Here is a 16,912-nt window from a genome sequence, read left to right as displayed (position 1 = left end):
GGCGGCCTGTTCTTATGGCGGCCGGGTGTTGTTTTCTATGGTGCATGCGTTATAATCCTTCACAGGCAACGCGCCTGCTTTTGGACCCCCTGATACCTGTTTCTTCCGCCAAGATGATGACAGTTATCGGGGGGTTTGTGCATTCAGGCTCCGGGAAATATCCCGGAGCCTGCTCCTGAACGTTTTAACGGACACGTCCTGTCCCTGTCTGTTTCCGGAAGTCCGCATTTCTTCCGTAAAACCATCTTCTGCCACCTACCTGCCTCACCACAAAGCAGTCAAACCGTCAGTTTGAGTTAGGTCACAAAAGTAATCTGAATCAACAATCTGTCCCACCACAAGACGATCGCTGACGATCCGAATACTACCTTCTCGCAGGCAATATTTCCAGATGTCAGGCCAGATTAGCGTTCATTGTTTGCGTGCTAATTGTCCTGAAGGGACGTTTAACCGGCAGCGCTCGCCGCAGCATCAGGCCGGCAGGCCTGATCGAGGAAGCGCAGGGGAACGGAACGGGAAGATGGCATTTACGCGCGGAACATAAAAAAACAGTCTCTGGCGGGAGACGTTCTTCGGACTGAGGATCATTTCGCCCTGGTGGCTTTCCGGATTGCAGCCTGGAGTTTTTCAGCGGTAACGGCTTCCGGGAAAACCGTGATGGTGTCAGGAGTGGCTCCGCTAACGGGCATGACGATGATCCCCGGCGTTCCGGTGAGTCCCAGCGCCTCTGCCAGGTTACTGTTTTTCTCAAGGGACGCGGTATGGTCGCCAGGAGCTGGAGTGGCCAGCCCCGCCTTTGACGCTGCCCCGTGAATATCCTCCGCCGTCAGTTTGCCTTCATTATGACCTGTGCCGTAGATGGCATTGTGATAGGTGACATAGGCCTGCGGCCCTTTCTTTTGCCAGACCGTCAGCCCCTGCTGTGCTGCCTGAAGTGAAGCTTCCCAGCGACCACCAAATATTGGCCACTCCTTAAAGAGGTAGCGGACGTCCGGCTGCGCTTTCATGACCTTCTCCAGCTCCGGCGCGAAGCGACTGCAGAACACGCACTGGTAATCAAAGAATTCAATCACCGCGACCTTTGCATTATCAGGCCCGTAAGCCGGTGTGTCCGGATCATGCAGAAGGTTCGCCTGATTCTCCATCACGCTGAGTGCAAACATCTTCTGCTTACGTGCCTCCTGCTGTTCCTGCAGCTTATGAGTGACCGTCCCCAGTATCTCCGGGTGGGACACCAGGTAGTCTGCTGCGATTTCCCCGATACGGGCCTCCTGTTCCGTGCTGAATAAGGGCTGAGGAGCCGAAGCGTGTGCCGTTGAAATAAAGCCAATGTATGTTGTAACTATAAATACTGCTAATTTGTTTGCTTTCATCGTCTGATTCTCATTGTTAAATGGGGGATTAGCGTTCTTTCTGAATGGTACGGGTGGGGGTCTGTTCTTCACGCTCCGGCATGCGGCCGCGCTCACTATTTTCGGGTTGCCGGATAATATCCCGCTCGGTATTGGCCAGCTCATTCACAATGCGGCTGACTCCCGCACGTTCCGAAGCGACTTTGCTGGCCAATGGTTCCTTTTCTGCCCTGATATGACGGCTAATCTCATCGTGGCTAACGCTGTCCGAGCTGGCAACCTGAATGAGCACTTTTCCGTCAGGAATCGTCGGCTCATTCCGGTCGTCAACCTCGAGCATCCCGGGCATAATACGCACCGCGTCCTCCACCGGCACAACAATACGCTCCTGAGTCTCACTCTTTTCTTTTTCCGCTTTAGCGGCTTTGTTAAGCATATCTTTTTCTGTCTGTCGTGTGGTTTCCTCCTGGTCACGGATCAGTTTGTGTTCTGATGCGGCCTCCGTAACAATACTTCCGCTGACTTTCAGCAGATGTGCTGATGGTGGCTCATCGCCGGTCTGCCAGACCACGCCGTCCTTTGGATGATTTCGTACTGCATCAAGTGCGGCCGTCAGGTCGCTGGCCACAATCGTGTTTCCGGACTGACTCCGCTGCAGCACGGCTCCACGGGCACGCTCTGTCATGACCATTCGGGTCTCCCCCTGAGTCATCCGCCCCTCCGGGCTGGCGACCAGGGAAACCAGGGCCAGACCCGCACTCCTGCCATTGTTGTCATACACCGGCAGCGCCAGCGCCGGTTCAGGAAAGCGCCGGGTGGCCGGGATGATTTTTGCCGTCAGTGACGCCTCCTGCATACCCTGATGGCGCACCCAGGCGCGCCCGATGGCCGTTTTATTCACCGGCTGCCCCATTGCCCAGATGGCTTTCGCCTGTTTACGCTGCGTTTCTGGTGCCAGCGCATCGTGCGCCGTTTTAATATCACGCTCCGGCGTTTTTATCGCCTTAACCCAGTCCGCTTTCCCGTCGGTGTAAATCTGGACGTGCTCCTTGACGCGTGAGGTTGAGATGTAGAAGGCACGACGTGTGGCAAGTGCCTTACGCCCGCCTTCCGTGCCTTCAAGCGCAATGACGTAATCGGTACTGGCCCCCTGTGCACCGTACCCGGTGACGGCCCAGCCGTAGTCAATATGCTGCTGAGACCGGACGTTCTCCGGATTGATGGTGACGCGACCGTTCTCACCCTTCAGCCGGATAGTACCCGTCTCGCTGACCGACTCCACCGTGTAACGCTGGTTGGCCATCTGGCCCTGTTCCTTGTCAGTCGCCGTGAACTTGAGCAGATCGCCGGCGCGGACTTCCATTTCGCTGCGGCGAAACAGCTGCACGTCTCCGGTGATCAATTCCTTCGGGGAGTAGAGGCCAATCTTTCCCTCCTCATCACGTACCGTCACCGTGCTGCCGTTGCGGTCAACGGCCAGCACGTCCTGGTAGTGGTCACCGCGTTTAACCACCATGCCCGGCTGCCAGGCTGCTGTTTTGTTGAATTCATGGCGGGTGTGGGTGATTTTATCGAGCACGGGCACCGTAATCGCTTTCTCCCCCAGTTCTCCCCGCGCTGCAAGCGCGGCATGAATGCCGGCATTTATCGCCTTACGGTCGGCGTTCAGCTGCGCAATGATTAGCGTGCGGGACCGGGCCTCCGGTGTGCGGTCTGTCCAGTCGGCCACGATGTCGGTAACGGGCGTCTCCGTTTCCTGAATGGCACTCACGGGGAGCGTGGCTGACGCGCTACGCGCCACACGGTCCGCCGGCTGGGTTTCAAGACGCTGCAGGGCTGCATCGATCCGGTTATCAATGATGTCGTGAACCGCGCCGCGCAGCTGCACGTCCTTCTGGCGGACGATTTCCTTCATGATGGCCACATCCATCGGGCTGCGCTCCTGCATCAGCTTAAAGGGTGCGCCTACATCAACCGCTTCAAACTGGTCGATATCCCCCATCGAGACCGCGCGGCCGCCGCCGCTGGCAATGGCCTGGAAGAGTGCTGCAGTGTCCTGGTTGCCCGCCATCGAGGACTCATCGATAAGAAACACCTGTCCTTTATAGTCGGGCTTTTCGCCTGCTGCCGTGGCCTGGTCATGTTCAACGATAAAGGATTTAATGGTCTGCGCCCGGATACCGACGTCGCTCATCTCCTTCACCGCCTGGTGCGTTGGTGCAAGCCCCGTCATCACCGGACGAACGTCCGCCGGTAAGGTCTCCAGTGCAGCTGTCACCGCCTTCAGCTGCGTGGTTTTCCCCACGCCGGCATAGCCCTGAATCCCGATAAACTGGTCCGTGGTACCCAGCACCAGGGTGGTCGCCTTTTTCTGGCCATCCGTCAGACCGTTCAGCACGGCCTCCGGTACCTGTTCCAGAAACGGCTGCTGCGTCCCTTTTCCTTCCTCCACCACGCGCAGAATGGCTTTCTCCATCTCCCAGGTGGCACGGGAAACCAGCAACGGTTCACCGTCTGCCGATACCGTCATCAGCTCGCCGTTTTTCACCATTGCCCCGATTTCAGCCCCGATCGCTTCCAGGTCCGGATGATATTTCTCAGCTTCACTGGCCAGTTTCAGCTCGCTGAACACCACGGTGCGCTGATCGTTAATGGCACGCCAGACGGCCAGTCCGGCGTCCGTCCGGACGCGGTCATGCAGTGAATCAACCGCCTGACTGACATCTTCCTGGCCACTCAGTTTTCTGACCAGCTGCACGGGAGAGACACTGGTCTTCATACGCTGCAGTCTGGCTTCAGCCCGGTCCTGCACTTCGGCGGTAAACACTTCCGCCCGGTGGCCACTCTGTGCAAGCGAGTTCATGGTCTGGGTCGAAATGTCGCGGCTGTTCAGTGCGGCCAGCACCACGCCGGTGTCGTTATCCCGCCCGCCCGGCGCGGTCACGTAAGCATGTGACAGATAGAGCGGCTGGTCTTTTGGCAGCGTCAGGGTGTCTTCCCCCCGTTTCACCTCAATCCCCTTTTCACTTATCCCGGTTACCTCCAGACGATCTTTGGCCTTCAGGCTGTGTTCGCGGTCACCCGCCACGGCCAGCAGTTTTTCACCGGTGGCCACGCTGAGTGTTTCACGGCTGAAGAGACGCCAGTCGGCGCTGATATCCCCGATTTTCATCCTGGTCAGCACGCCGTCACCGTCGATGAGCGAGAGGACACGTGTGTCCTCATGCACCCGGTCAATCACATAGGACTTACGCTCTTTTGCATCCGTGCGATCTTCAAGCACCATACCGGGACGGTATGAACCGGGCATCCGGCGTGTTTTACTGTCGAGCCAGACCGGCTGGCGGGCTTCTATCGCCACACCGTCGCGTCCCAGCTGTCCTGCGTTCTGCAACGCCTCACGCACCAGGCCCGTCAGCTGTGCCTGCTCGCGCCTGCCGACCACGACGGCCGTGACGTTTTCACTGCCGCCGCTCAGCTCCGCAAACCGGTTGGCCAGCGCCTCGTAGCGGTCGCGTTTATTCGCGATGCTGACCACTTCGGCCTCAAGCCCGGGAGCCGGCTCCGTGCGCCGTGCGCGGGCAACGCCCGCGGATTCCAGCACGGACATGGCATTACCGTTTGCCTGACGGCCGGCGCTGTCAAGAAAGACCAGCTGTGCATCCTGCGCGCGCGCTTCGCTCAGCAGAACCAGCGTCTCCTTTAGTCCCAGGCGCTCTGCCCCTTCGATAATCAGCGTGCTCTGGGGTTTAAGGTGAAAATCACCGCTCAGAACGTGCTGTCGGCTGATGATCCGCTCCCGCAAATCGTCGGATTTCGCCAGCGAAATGGCGCGCTCGGCAGAGCTGGCCAGCACCTGCACGTCACGACCGTTCGCGCCGGAAATACCGGCCAGCTGCGCGGTCAGGTCACGGATGCCCGCCACGCCAGAAGGCGCATTCATCAGGACCAGGGCGTCTTTTTCCACGACTTCCAGCGCCGCCGGTGCGTACTGCGCCGGGCGGGTGAAACTGACGACTTTCGTGGATTTAAGGTGCTCCTGGCTCAGCGCCTGAATGGAGAGCTCATCCAGCAGGTGAATGCGGGAGGTGAATACTCCTTTTTCACTGTCCAGCGGCACAATCATGCCGTCCTTCAGCGCTGCATCGATGGCCACACGGATATCCTTGATCTCCGGCAGCCGGTCACTCAGTTCAGCCGTGGTCAGCATCAGCTCGCCAAAGGTGAAACGTGTCTTACTGTCACTTAACTGTGAGATGGCCAGCCGTACAGCTTCAGCCAGATCCGGCAGGGGAGTATCTGTATGCAAATGTGGTGCCCGGGAAAAGGTGCCGGCTGCCGGCATTTTTCCGGGGCCGGACAGTACCGGCTGACTCTGGCTGTCAGTCTGTTGTGGTACTGGCTGACGGGACAGGCTCTCCCGCTCTGCGGGTTGAGCTGGTGAGTCGACACTCTTTTCTGCACTGGACGACGTCCGGGGGTAATCCTGTTCAGGCCCGGTACGAACAGGCATCGCCTGATGATCTCGCTCCGGCTGAGGCGGTGCCTCACGAAGAGCTGCATCACGCGGGACGACGCTCTCCTGATACGCTTTCAGATCAAATCCCTTTTCCTTCATCTGACCCAGCCAGCGCTCCATCAGGCGCATACGTGACGGGTCGACTTTCGCCCTTCGGGTGTCTTTCGCGGCCACATCCCGGCTGCGCAGCGTGGCTTCAGCCCCCACGGCCCCCTGAATTTCCCGGCCCCGTGAGGAATATTCCTCCCTGACCTCTTCAGGAACGCCCTTGATCTCCCACATGCCATGCTTGCCAACTTCTTCCACTTCATGGCCGAGCGCTTCAACCCGCTCGCGCAGCGCGCTGCGATAGATTTTCCCGAGCGTGACCTGGTGCTTCATGACGGTCTCGATAAAGCCGGCGTTATGGATATAGTCCGTGGCCAGGGCTTTCCATTTGCCCGCATACTCCGTCATGTTGGCAATGAGCAGATGGGTGTGCAGCTGCGGGTCAAGATTGCGCGAGGTATCATGCGTATAGGCGGCGGCCACCATCTTGCCGGTGTGTACGATGGACGTGACGCCGTCTTTCGTGTCGCGGGCCGAGATGAGCTTCTCCACATAGCCGGCCGCCACGCGGACGGCATGGTTATGTGCTTCCACCATTTCTTTATCGTTACCGATGAGTGCAAGAATGGACACGCTCTTGGGCGCGGAAAAGGTCAGGTCGTGGCCGGGGCGATGGACGTGCTGTCCGTTAACCACCTTGCCAAGCCGTGATCCGTCCGGAAGACGCCCCTCGAGCACGGCCGTCAGATCATCGCCACGGACATTGCCCTCAAGACCCAGCTCTTTTGCACCTTCCCCCATCCAGAGGCTCTGCAGGCTGCCCAGAAAATAATAGTTATCGGAATTGCTGTAGTAGCCTGCAGCCTCGCCGGCTGACGCTACTGGGGCGACTGACATCATAGGTCATGCTCTCTGTCGTAATAGTGATGATCGTTTTCGTCGTAACCCGGGTCATCCGCGTCACGGTGAAGTAAAATGTTCTCTTCTTCCTGCGCCAGCTGCCGGTTCGTCCGGTGTGCATCTTCCGGTTTTTCCGGCATGACGGTTTTACCGGCCGTCGTCAGGTTCAGGCTGCCGTCTGGCAGTGCCGTCACCTTCATGTCAAGGTTCATGGACTCGCCGCCATTATCCTCCGCCTGTTGATCGGCTTCTGACGAAGCCGGGCGCTGACGTGCCCTGTGCAGCATGCTCAGAGGGGATGCTAAGGACGGTTCGGGGATGTGATGACGGTTTCGAAGGGCCCTGAGCGCATCCGGCATCAGCTGTGCTGACTCGGCTGCAGTCTGATTTCCGGGTAGCCCAGAGGGAACAGGTGGCTTGTCCGGTTCACCGGTGGTGCTTTTAACCGACACGGCAGACCTGAGAGAAACGACGTTGTCTTTTTTGTCTTCGGTGACAGGATCTGTCACCGTGCTGTGATTTTCAGTTACGGCTTCCGGGACCACTGGTGCTGTTTGCGATGTGACGTCCTCTCTGGACGGTACCGGCCTCAGTTCAAGAGTTGCGCTGCGCGAGGGTTTCGGTTCCTCCATTCGGGCACGAGCCACTTTTTCAACGGCCGGTGTTGCCGGTGATCCGGATGCCCCTGCAGAAGAAACCGGAGCAGGACCGTCATCTGCAGATGATGTCTCGCTCCCCTTCTCCAGCACTTCATCGCCGGTAGGGAACGTCAGACCTGCAGCAGCCGCTGCGCGCTCGTTCTCCTGAATAACCCTCTCCAGCTCCGGGCTGAGCGCATCGCGGATGTTGCGCTCGACCAGGCCTGCCTGACGTTTTTTCAAAGGGCGGTATTTCAGCTTCAGACGGACCACCGGATATTCACCCGGGAGGCGCACGTAGAAGTTGAGGTTTGGCAGACGCATGATTTGCTCGTAGTCGACAATCGGGTTATTCACCTCGTCCTTGCCGAGGGACACACCGTCACGCACCTGGTCCAGACCGTAGCTGTTCTGCTCACGGATTTTGCGCTTACGCTGGTTGCCCAGCTCCTCTTCCACCACTTTGGCCATCTCGGCACTCGGCGAACGGCCGTACATACGGGTGTTCATCAGGTCGAAGATACTTTTGGCCAGCTCGCGGCCGTAGACGTGAACCAGCTGCGCCATGTTCTGCATGCCCAGCACGAAGCAGCCGCCAAACTTACGCGCCTCGGCCAGCGTTTCGGCCAGCTCCGGGATGCGCTGCAGGCTGGGGGCTTCATCGATAATGAACCACACGCGCCGGTCGCTGTTTTCTCCCATGCTCTGCAGCATCAGCGTGGCCAGCGACACCCAGAGTGAGATCAGCGGTCGCACGCTCTTGCGGTGACGGGCCTGGGTCGAGATAAACAGCCAGCTATTGTCATAGCGTTCCTGTGTCATCCACTCACGGATGGTGAACGGAGGCTTCGTCCCGTCATCCAGCCCCTGCAGATAGCGAAGGGCTTTGGCGTAGTTGGTCACCACCGAGCGAATGGAGATGGCCGTTTTCTCGATTTTCTCTTCCACCAGGTTGGCTGAGGGCGTGTTGGCCAGATAGCCACGCAGGCTTTTCATGCTGAGAGAAAGCAGGGTTTTAAGGAACTTCTCTATGCTGCGTTCCGGGTCAACAGACATGCGTATCGCAAGGTCGGCAAAGATGGTGCGCGAGCTGGATACCCAGAACGGATCGGAATCCCCTTCTACAGGGATAAGGCTGGCGGCCAGGTTGTCATAGTCGACCGCGTCGACACACTCGCCCCACATTTGCCAGTTTGCACAGCGCTCGTCATGGGCGCAGAGAATAAAATCAGTGTCAGGGTTATAGTGGGTTTCGGTGAAGGTACAGCCGGAGTCGTAAATAATGGCCCGGTCACCGCGTTTGCGGATGAAGTCAAGAAGCCAGCGGATGAGGGTCGATTTACCCACTCCGATAGTGCCGTGCATCAGAAAGTTGAGCACTTCTGCCATCCGGACCATGTGCAGGTCACCCACACGCAGATCGGAGAGTTCATCGTTCTTTCGCAGCAGCCTGTTCACTTCCGCAGGCTTGTCGGTCAGCTCCATGCCGGAGATGTACTCGTCCTCACTTTCCTTACGACCGATATCCGCGATAAACCAGGTCACCGCCAGAAACACCACCAGGCTGAAGACGCCACTGGCACCGGCCGCCCACTGCAGCTCACTCAGACACAAATCGCCCATTGCCTGCATATACGGGTCGGCGTAAATCTGCGGCAGGGTCATTTTGAGTACCATTGCCGTCGCCGTTGGTGCATACCAGTAGTGAACGTCATAGATTTTTGGCGTGCCCGTTGCCGGCATCAGCTCGATAAAACTGCTGTTAAGGCTGGCAAACCACCACAGGGAGCCGTTATCAAGGGCTTCCTGGGGGATGCGCCAGAGAAAAATGGCGGTAGTCAGCACGGCGAACAGGATGAAGATCCAGAATCCTATCCAGTTGTTCACCTGAATGAACATGCGCCAGCGGTAGGCGGTCATCTGCCCGCCCTGGGTGAGGTTTTTTCCTGCGAAGCTCATAGAGTGTTGTCCGGCCGTTATCGCATCACCTGCGCGGTGATGTGTGTTATCAGGGGAGAAACGTTGAAAAACGTGATGAAAAAACGTGGTACCACGAGGGGGAAAGCGTCGGGTTATACCATCTGGCTCAGCTCATATCTGGCCTGCTGGCATCCGTCCTCCCAGTCCTGTTCATTTATGCCCGCAGCAACAGAGCGGACTGACGTGGCCACATCAGCATAAGCCGCTGAATGCCACTCACCGGGAGCCAGCCCATAGAGGGTGTATACATAGCCGGCCCAGTATGCAATGAGGGTCATACCCACGCCTTCCGGAAGTGAACCGAATACCCGAAGGTATGCCACCGCCATCACCAGCTCACTTTCCAGATGGATAAGGTGCAATAAACCGGCAAGATCGCCTTCTGTACTTTCAAAACGCATGATGTCCTCCCGTTAAAATGCCCCGGTGTGCAACGCTCGCCGCAGACAGGGCTGCGCCTGGCGCAGTCATGCGAGGAAGCGTCATTTCTGGGGATTAGACAAAAAGCACTGACGCACCCTGCTCCCGAAGGAACACGGTGAATATCAGTCTGACGGGGAAGAGGCTGTGACGGTTGCCACAGCCGCAGGGTATTACATGATGCCGGCGATCGATTTGGCCAGCTGCGCTTCCAGAGCAGGCTTAGCCTCTTCGAACTTGAGGTTTACCTTGTTGGCGTTAGATACCACGCGGGTCTGGTATTTGGCGCGGTTGCCCTGCTCGGAGCTGGTCTGCAGCTTAACGCCTGATGTCCCCTGCTTCAGGGCTGCGATATTATCAGTCGTGACGGTCGCTTTGCTGCGCTCGGAGATTTGCAGATCGGTCACCATGGTGTAGTTGATGTCCTCGACCATCGCATCTGCAGCCATACCAATCAGGCCAGTGGCCAGACCTACCCCCAGGGTCGCACCGGCAGAGCTGGAGTTGTAGGCAGTGATGCCAGCCCCCAGTGCGGCGCCCATTGCACCACCTTCATAGCCGGTTTTCAGGAAGCCCTGCGCATCACGCAGATCCATTTTTTCGGCTTTCAGTACGTTTGCCTGAATCCAGTAGTAGGCGGTATCCGGAGAGCTGGAGACACGGTAGCCTTTTGCGGCCAGTTCATTCGTAATTTGTGCCTGCAGACCTGACATATCCTTGTCGGAAGTGTTGCGGATCTGCAAATAGACTGTCTTCTCTGAGGATGGCTCCAGCCAGATGGTTTCACTCATCTGGGTTTTGACCTCGAGATTACGCTTCTTCACCGCAGTGGACATGGCCCCACAACCTGACAGCGCGAGAGCAGAAGCGACCAGACCAACAACGGCTAATTGTTTTAATTTCATGAATTCATCCTGTGCATAGAAAAACGTCCCCGTTAGCGAGATGTAGCTAACAGAGACGTTATCGGCTGATTTGAAAGGAAATTCAGGTTAAGAATTGAAAAACCCGCTTTCCTGAAATAGCGATGCGGGTTTTGTTTTGCGAAAAGCTAAGGCTATCTTAGGTTTTTCATGAGCTTATCGATTAATGCTCCAACTCCAAATTTACTCACCTGCAGATTAACGGTGATCGATGCAGCAATAATTGACATGATCATCACGATTGGTGTGGAGAACAAGTACATCGCATCGTAATAGGACATTAAGCATGTAAAGAGTAATGTAGCTATATAGAATACTGTTCCTTTAAATATAGCTCTCTTCATATGCGCGATCAGCGGGGTACTTTCCCTGACATTTTGTGGAATCGAATGGAAGAGGCTTACGTATGGTAATAACATAAGCCCTTGAATAAACCCGACAACAATAGCCATATATACCGGTATCGCATTTCCAGAAAGGATATAGCTGCTTAAAAGCCCAATACTAAATTCGCGATGGTTAGAGATTGCACAGACTACTCCGAAGGTTATGGCCGAGAGCACAACACCTATCAGTGGAAGAATAAACGCAACTTTAAGTGCATTGGATGTTGATGGTACAGGCCGATTAGTATCTGATATGCCTTCTAATATTGCTTTGAAATCTCGGTTTACATCGTTAAATGTCAGCATACTCACCCCACTCTTCTTCTTAAATCTTTAATGTTTTGTTTATGCCTCTCAATTTCATCCTCATGGAGGATAGGTAACGTTTTTTGCTTTAAGTCCTCAATCTGCTTACCTTCATGAAATTGAGATTTGATATTTTCATTTTCTCCTTTCAGGATATCACTGGATGCCTGAACAGTGGATTGTTTTTTAACGATTTCTCCAGAAGATTCGTTGATTTTATGCTCATTTTCAGATCTTTGTTCCGCTACACGTCGCTGGATGTCATTTTGCGGACCAAAACCCTGACCTGACTGTTCGTGCAGTTTTGCCTGGTTTTCTTTGAAAGACGTCTGCATAGCATTACCCTGAACCCGCTGCTCCTCAACATTTATGGTTGTATGGCTATGTCTCATTTCGTTCCCGTGGCCTGCTGCTCCCCCTGGTTCTCGTAAGGTTCCGGATTGGCGTAATTCCTGCTGCATCCCAGCGCTGGTGTCAGAGTGTTGCCTTTCAGCCGAATGTCTTGCTGTATCAGTATTACTGGCGGAAATGGAGAGGCTACCCTGTTCGCTTTTGTGAGTGCCTGTCTGGATTTCGGAGCGTTGTTCCTGTCCGCCGTAGTCAGAACGTAATTCGTTATGACTGATCCCACGCTGACCAGCTAAGTCCTGATTCTCCGTTTGATTTTGCGCTAACAATGACGGCTCATGGCTACCCGAAGCAGAGCCACCTGTTCGCACAGACACGTTTTCACCTCCAGATGAATCCTGTCCACCGTAATTACCCGCATGTTCCGTCACCTGAGACATTCCGTCTGTACGGTAGTTATCAGTGCTGTTCGAATTATAAGAGCCACTCTCGACAGGGCTGTAACGCATACCTCCATCATTACCTGCCGGGCCTGACCCCTGATGACTACCGTGGGCTGGCTGAACCACATGCTCACCGCTGAAGGCTGCATGTTCATTGCCGCTGGCCAGATCTGAACGTCCCTGCAGGTAATCGCCCATGATTTCAGGTTTAAGACGTTCATTCACGAATTCCATCGCCGCCTCGCGCGCTGAAGGGGCGCTTGTCAGCATGGATTGCGCCTTATCACCGTATTTGTTGGCAGCCCAGTCCACAAATTCCTGAGTATAATTTGTGTCGAGGCTTGCACTCTGATTCTGCGCCACCGTGGCCATACGGCTGAACTCATTACTCTGGGTCGAACTGGTGGTGTACTGATGGTACTGGCTTTCTGCATCATTGAGCGTTGTGGCCAGCTGCTGAACATTGCTGCTTGCAGCATTCTCCGTATGATTCGCACCATCGGTAATGCGGCTACTTTTAACCATATCCATACCCTGACGGAAATCATTAACCGCCTGACTGTTCTGGTCATGTCGCATATCCTGGTTGCTGGAGTGTGTTTCCTGGGTTCCATGAGAACTTCCACTTGAACCTTTAACTTCTGCGCCAGCATGCGCTTCAAAACTCACCCCTGTAGCCCACTTCCCTACTTTGCCAAATGCCTGATCGCCAGTGTTAAATTTACCGCTTGCACCAGCACTGACACTGCCTTCCACAGATTTCGACATCAGTTGATTATAAGCTTCCTGTGCGGAGATGTTATTTGCCTTAGCGTAGCTCTCTGCGGCAGACATCATCATGCTCGCACCGCGTGTCGCATTAGTGGCCTGGCTGTTTTCACTGCCTCTGATCAGGCTGTCGCTGCTACCGGTCTGATGAGAAAGCTGGGAAAGCTGCGACCAGCCACTGGTCACGCTGTGGTTGTAGCCATCGAGCGCCGTCTGGGCCTGGACCTGCGACTGGCGGGCAGATTCCTGGAATCCACTGCTGGCCAGCTGGCTGAGCTTCATGTTCACCGGCAGGTTCGACATCGCACCGGAGCCGTCGATAACCGTATGGCCACCGGCCGTCTGGGTCTGGGTTGAACCGTTATCCGCCTGCCACGTCTGCTGGCCCTGACGCTGCACCAGGTTCGTGTCCATCTTGTTCTGGCTGACGTTGTCCATCGACATATTGTTAAACGACCAGTTGCCGTCTGCCGTGGTCGCAGCCACGCCTGCGGACGTGAATGCCCCCGAACTGAGCACACTGCCTGCCACCTGAGAGCCGATTGCCGCCGCCCCTTTGGTCAGATAGAACGACAATACCGGAATGGACAGCGACAGATACCCCGCCAGATTGGCCACGTCCGAGTGCTGCAGCGCAACAATATCCTTGTTGGCCAGCACCAGGGGCGTCCCCCCGGACTGGCTCTGTAGCCAGTAGTTGGCGGCGTAGTTCAGGATGGCGAACATCACAGGCCACATCTGGAAGTAAATAAAGCCGCAGATGTAAATCTTCAGCGTGTTCAGCCCGAAAATGGAGTGGTTGGACGCTGCCAGCGCAATCATCAGCGGGAACAGACACACCAGGATGAGCATCAGCAGGGACTGCGCAAACGGCAGTGTGCGGGTGGCAAGTTCGTTACCCGCAGCCCAGCTTAGGCGCTGTTTGGTTGACGCGTTCTCGGTGGCCAGATTCAGCAGGTTGGCGGTATCAGATGAACGCGCCGCAAAGCCCTTAATCCCCTGTCGCACGGCACTGTTCGTGATGTTGTTCTTCATGATCTGCGCGGCCGTCATACCGCCGGAGTAGAAGTACCCGTAACTTTCCCCCATTGCGTTTGACAGCAGTGCTGCGCCGTTCAGCTTGTTTCCAAAGACCTTACGCGTCAGCCAGGTAAAAGTTGCACTGCCCGGATTCACGTCGGTATTAACCAGCGTCTTTATCTCCGTGGCGGCCTGCTGACAGGTCAGGAACTGCCGCGAGGTGGACGTCATTTTAAAGATCCCCCGCAACGGACTCGGGTTGCTCGTTATCAGCGTCAGCGGGTCGGTGGAGTTCAGCAGCTGGTTAATCGTGTATTTGCCGTTCAGCAGAATGTCGCCTATCACACAGTTTTCCACATAATCCGGCAGCATCTGTGCCAGCTCAGGGTTTTGCGTGGTGAAGTCACTCGTTTCCGCCACAATCCGGGAGCCGAACAGCATCCCTGACTTGCTGTAGGTGATTGAGTCAGGTCTGGCCATCAGCATGTCGTACACCGACGACATCTTGTAACCGATACTGGTGGTCAGTGACGCGATGGCCGCCAGTCCCACCGGCACGTTATCGGTTTTCCATACCGCAGCCGGATCTGAGAGGTCAATAACCTGCACAGAGCGTTTCGGTACCAGCAGAATAGAGGTCAGGATCATAAAGACTGCCAGCCACTGGACGAACACCATCGGGTTACGTTGTTTAATGAAGGTGAACAGTACGGCCAGCACCCCGAAGGTGCTGGCAATACGCATCAGGGTGTGGAAGGTATTCTGGCCGACGAGGGTGACAACGGCGTCGAGCGCCGTTTTCCACATCCCACCGCCATAAATGGTGTATATCTCAAGCATCAGCGATCACCCCAGTGATAGTTGCTCTGATAGGAGCCTGAAACGATGGTAGATACCTGCTGCTGCAGGTACTGCATGTTGCGGTCGATACCGTCCAGCGCATTCTGATCTGCAGCTGACTGCAGCTTCATGTCAGCCAGCAGTCCCTGCGCGTGAATGACGTTGTCACGCAGCTTCGCGGCGGCTTCTTCGGGGAAGTTCTTGCCGGCAAGCGACAGACTGGCCTGTTTCACCAGTTCCTGGAGGTACTGGATCATCAGGTCCTGCGCGATGAAGTCAGATACCTGGAGCAGATATGTTGCACTCATGCCCATACTCTGGGCGTTGGTCAGATATTTCAGCACCGGTACGGACGTGGTGTTAACAAACCCTTTTTCCTGATCGGTCAGCGGCTTGTCATCAACCAGCTTGTTCTGCATGGAGATCATCAGGTTTTTAACCAGCGTGACCAGGGCATTGGATTCAGAAACGGTCAGGTCTTTTACGGTCGGCCCCAGGCACAACGTTGCCTCATCACATCCGTAGACCTTCGCGGCCCCCCCGCGCATCAGAACCTTAATCAGGTCGCGGTTATCGACCAGCGGCGTCAGGATGGTGACATCCCCGCTTTTATTGAAGATGATTGAGCCGACTGTACTCATGACCAGCTCCTTCAGTGCCCGATCGTTAGCGAGAAGTCCGTTCTTACTGAGCGTGTCCCAGATAAGGTTTTTGTTTTTCAGGACCTGGTCTTTTTCACCATCACCCGCTTTGGCCGTGACCTTGTCGCCCTGCCCTCCGACGGTGCAACCCTGACGGGATGCCGCCCAGTCAGCAAACATGTTGGTTTCGCCGGCAATGTCCTGGCAGATTTTCTGCTGGGAAACCTGCGTCACTGGCCACAGCCCGCCGATGATGCCCTGCGCGGCCTGGCACGAACTCATGTTCATGGAGTTAACATCGCTGGCCAGCTTCTGCAGGAAGTCTTTCGCCTGCTTCAGCTCCGGCACCATTGTCTGCAGTGCCAGGTCGAAGGCATAGCCTGCGGCATTGCTCATGATTTGCTTCACGAATCGCTGAATTTCCTCACCGCTGATCATACTGAACGACCCGAGATAGGCGTCGATACCGCCGCAGCCGGCGTTCAGGGAAGGCAGTTGCATCGAGATCAGCTGGACGTTTTTGACGGGGTTGCGGAGGTAAACAGAGCCGCCGGAGAAGTACCCGGCCGCCTGTCCCTGCCAGGCCTGAGCCTGAGAGACGTTACCGCTGTAGCCCAGCTTGCCAAAGAAGCCGTTCAGGTCGCCGTTAACGTCAGCCTGTGCCGGCAGCGCGGCCAGGCCCGCGAAAAACACGGCACCCGCCGTTATCAGGGCCTTAATCATGTGTCACCTCCGCGCTGTCGGCTACAGGTCCCGGGCCATCAGTACGGGTCAGTCGCTGGTGCAGTTGGGTTGCCAGACTAAAGCACAGACCCAGCAGAAGATTCAGGGCAAACAGTGCAAACAGGCCTCCCGCAATAGCCCAAAGGAGATACTGCGGATAATGGATAAGGGCTGAGAGGACAAACTGTTCGGGACGATTAAGATCCATTGCGGTACGCAGCGTATTGCCTGCCCACCACACATAAATTCTTTCGACCACGAATGAAAAAATAATGCCGTAAAGCAATTTAAGGTTTAATGAATCAATCCATTCCCGGGTCTTTGTTTCTTCCACAATGCACTTCAGCTCGTTTCGGATATACGTCCTGAATCTGGCGAATGTCATGCGATATCCTCACAGGGTTGACGGCTCAGGGTCTGACGCAAGACGTACAGCCCGGTGGTGGTTGAAAAAAAACCGATACTCAGCGAGATAAGCAGAAGCACCGGAAAGTCCTGCAGACAGGTGGTCAGTTCAGGACGGTCCATGACGCTGACCACCCGATGGGCCAGCACGCCATAGAAGGCTGCGGACACAAGCAGCGTCACACTGAATAACAGCCATACGCGCTCGGTACGCGATAACGCATACGAATTTGTCGTCATTTTGTAGTCCGT

At 55.9% G+C, this 16,912-nt stretch carries 10 protein-coding genes; all 10 read right to left on the bottom strand.

The window, feature by feature from the left end:
- Positions 1–584 precede the first annotated feature (584 nt).
- Positions 585–1,373, bottom strand: coding sequence for a DsbA family protein (locus HV242_RS24135; RefSeq protein ID WP_181616947.1), 789 nt, complete (start codon positions 1,371–1,373; stop codon positions 585–587).
- A gap of 28 nt (positions 1,374–1,401) precedes the next feature.
- A complete protein-coding gene (traI, locus tag HV242_RS24130; RefSeq protein ID WP_111969582.1) occupies positions 1,402–6,819 on the bottom strand; it encodes a conjugative transfer relaxase/helicase TraI in 5,418 nt (1,805 codons plus the stop codon).
- Positions 6,816–9,416, bottom strand: coding sequence for a type IV conjugative transfer system coupling protein TraD (traD, locus tag HV242_RS24125; RefSeq protein WP_111969583.1), 2,601 nt, complete (start codon positions 9,414–9,416; stop codon positions 6,816–6,818). The genes traI and traD overlap by 4 nt, the downstream gene beginning before the upstream one ends.
- A gap of 113 nt (positions 9,417–9,529) precedes the next feature.
- Positions 9,530–9,838: a hypothetical protein gene (locus tag HV242_RS24120; RefSeq protein ID WP_111969584.1), complete on the bottom strand. Its 309-nt coding sequence runs from the start codon at positions 9,836–9,838 to the stop codon at positions 9,530–9,532.
- 192 nt (positions 9,839–10,030) lie between these two features.
- Complete coding sequence (traT, locus tag HV242_RS24115) at positions 10,031–10,762, bottom strand: conjugal transfer complement resistance protein TraT (RefSeq protein WP_111969585.1); 732 nt, start codon at positions 10,760–10,762, stop codon at positions 10,031–10,033.
- A gap of 152 nt (positions 10,763–10,914) precedes the next feature.
- Positions 10,915–11,472 carry a hypothetical protein gene (locus HV242_RS24110; RefSeq protein WP_111969586.1) on the bottom strand — a complete coding sequence of 186 codons (558 nt, stop codon included), beginning with the start codon at positions 11,470–11,472 and terminating at the stop codon, positions 10,915–10,917.
- 2 nt (positions 11,473–11,474) lie between these two features.
- Positions 11,475–14,891, bottom strand: coding sequence for a conjugal transfer mating-pair stabilization protein TraG (gene traG, locus HV242_RS24105; RefSeq protein WP_181616946.1), 3,417 nt, complete (start codon positions 14,889–14,891; stop codon positions 11,475–11,477).
- Positions 14,891–16,255: a conjugal transfer pilus assembly protein TraH gene (gene traH, locus HV242_RS24100; protein WP_111969588.1), complete on the bottom strand. Its 1,365-nt coding sequence runs from the start codon at positions 16,253–16,255 to the stop codon at positions 14,891–14,893. The genes traG and traH overlap by 1 nt, the downstream gene beginning before the upstream one ends.
- Positions 16,248–16,589, bottom strand: coding sequence for a hypothetical protein (locus HV242_RS24095; protein ID WP_230682132.1), 342 nt, complete (start codon positions 16,587–16,589; stop codon positions 16,248–16,250). Before HV242_RS24095 ends, traH begins: the two co-directional genes overlap by 8 nt.
- Before the next feature lie 47 nt (positions 16,590–16,636).
- Positions 16,637–16,900, bottom strand: coding sequence for a hypothetical protein (locus HV242_RS24090; RefSeq protein ID WP_045409422.1), 264 nt, complete (start codon positions 16,898–16,900; stop codon positions 16,637–16,639).
- Between the last annotated feature and the right edge of the window lie 12 nt (positions 16,901–16,912).

It is taken from the genome of Enterobacter sp. RHBSTW-00593, from assembly GCF_013784105.1.
GTDB lineage: Bacteria > Pseudomonadota > Gammaproteobacteria > Enterobacterales > Enterobacteriaceae > Enterobacter > Enterobacter ludwigii.
Note: the sequence above shows the minus strand (reverse complement) of the source record. Positions and strands in the feature narration are given on the sequence as shown.

Excerpts from the sequence above, each read along its gene's own strand:
- HV242_RS24135 (WP_181616947.1), bottom strand. The coding sequence starts at position 1,373 with ATGAAAGCAAACAAATTAGCAGTATTTATAGTTACAACATACATTGGC.
- traI (WP_111969582.1), bottom strand. The coding sequence starts at position 6,819 with ATGATGTCAGTCGCCCCAGTAGCGTCAGCCGGCGAGGCTGCAGGCTAC.
- traD (WP_111969583.1), bottom strand. The coding sequence starts at position 9,416 with ATGAGCTTCGCAGGAAAAAACCTCACCCAGGGCGGGCAGATGACCGCC.
- HV242_RS24120 (WP_111969584.1), bottom strand. The coding sequence starts at position 9,838 with ATGCGTTTTGAAAGTACAGAAGGCGATCTTGCCGGTTTATTGCACCTT.
- traT (WP_111969585.1), bottom strand. The coding sequence starts at position 10,762 with ATGAAATTAAAACAATTAGCCGTTGTTGGTCTGGTCGCTTCTGCTCTC.
- HV242_RS24110 (WP_111969586.1), bottom strand. The coding sequence starts at position 11,472 with ATGCTGACATTTAACGATGTAAACCGAGATTTCAAAGCAATATTAGAA.
- traG (WP_181616946.1), bottom strand. The coding sequence starts at position 14,891 with ATGCTTGAGATATACACCATTTATGGCGGTGGGATGTGGAAAACGGCG.
- traH (WP_111969588.1), bottom strand. The coding sequence starts at position 16,255 with ATGATTAAGGCCCTGATAACGGCGGGTGCCGTGTTTTTCGCGGGCCTG.
- HV242_RS24090 (WP_045409422.1), bottom strand. The coding sequence starts at position 16,900 with ATGACGACAAATTCGTATGCGTTATCGCGTACCGAGCGCGTATGGCTG.